Raw genomic sequence first — 499 nt, 5'->3', positions numbered from 1 at the left:
CTTATAGTTATCAGCTACAATTTTACGAACGCCATATAATTCACGCATCTCGATAAACCAGTTCACAATATGCATGGGATTTAAGGAAGGCTCGTCTACTACTTTTAATAAGCCTTGTTTTTCCCACCGTTTAATCGGTGCACGTTTTTCAGTTCCAATATCACTAGCGCTATTAGAATAGCCATAATGCACATCACAGAATTGTTTACAGGCAAAAGAGAACGTCTTAAATACATATTCTTCACTCTTTTTAAAGAGCAAGCCACATGCTGCGAAATCTCGAACACTCCCAAAATCGAGCGAACCAATAGGGACATGATCTAGTTCAAAGAATGGACGGTTCGTTGCGTTCATTTCTTCTTTGGTTGCAACTGAATTTTCCATATTATCCTCTAAGAAGTTCATCCGTTTTGTAACAAACGCAGAACGCCCGGAAGGTTGTTTAGCCAATTTTTCATATTCTTTATACACTTTGGTATACAAACGTTTTCCACGCTTG

General features: G+C 38.3%; 1 pseudogene. It reads right to left on the bottom strand.

Annotation, left to right across the window (positions count from 1 at the left end):
- Nucleotides 1–384: pseudogene (locus tag KTHG_RS00205) on the bottom strand (terminase large subunit); the annotation flags it as partial.
- Nucleotides 385–499 lie beyond the last annotated feature (115 nt).

It is taken from the genome of Kurthia sp. Dielmo (assembly GCF_000307285.2).
In the GTDB taxonomy this organism is placed as follows: Bacteria; Bacillota; Bacilli; order Bacillales_A; family Planococcaceae; genus Kurthia; species Kurthia populi.
Note: the sequence above shows the minus strand (reverse complement) of the source record. Positions and strands in the feature narration are given on the sequence as shown.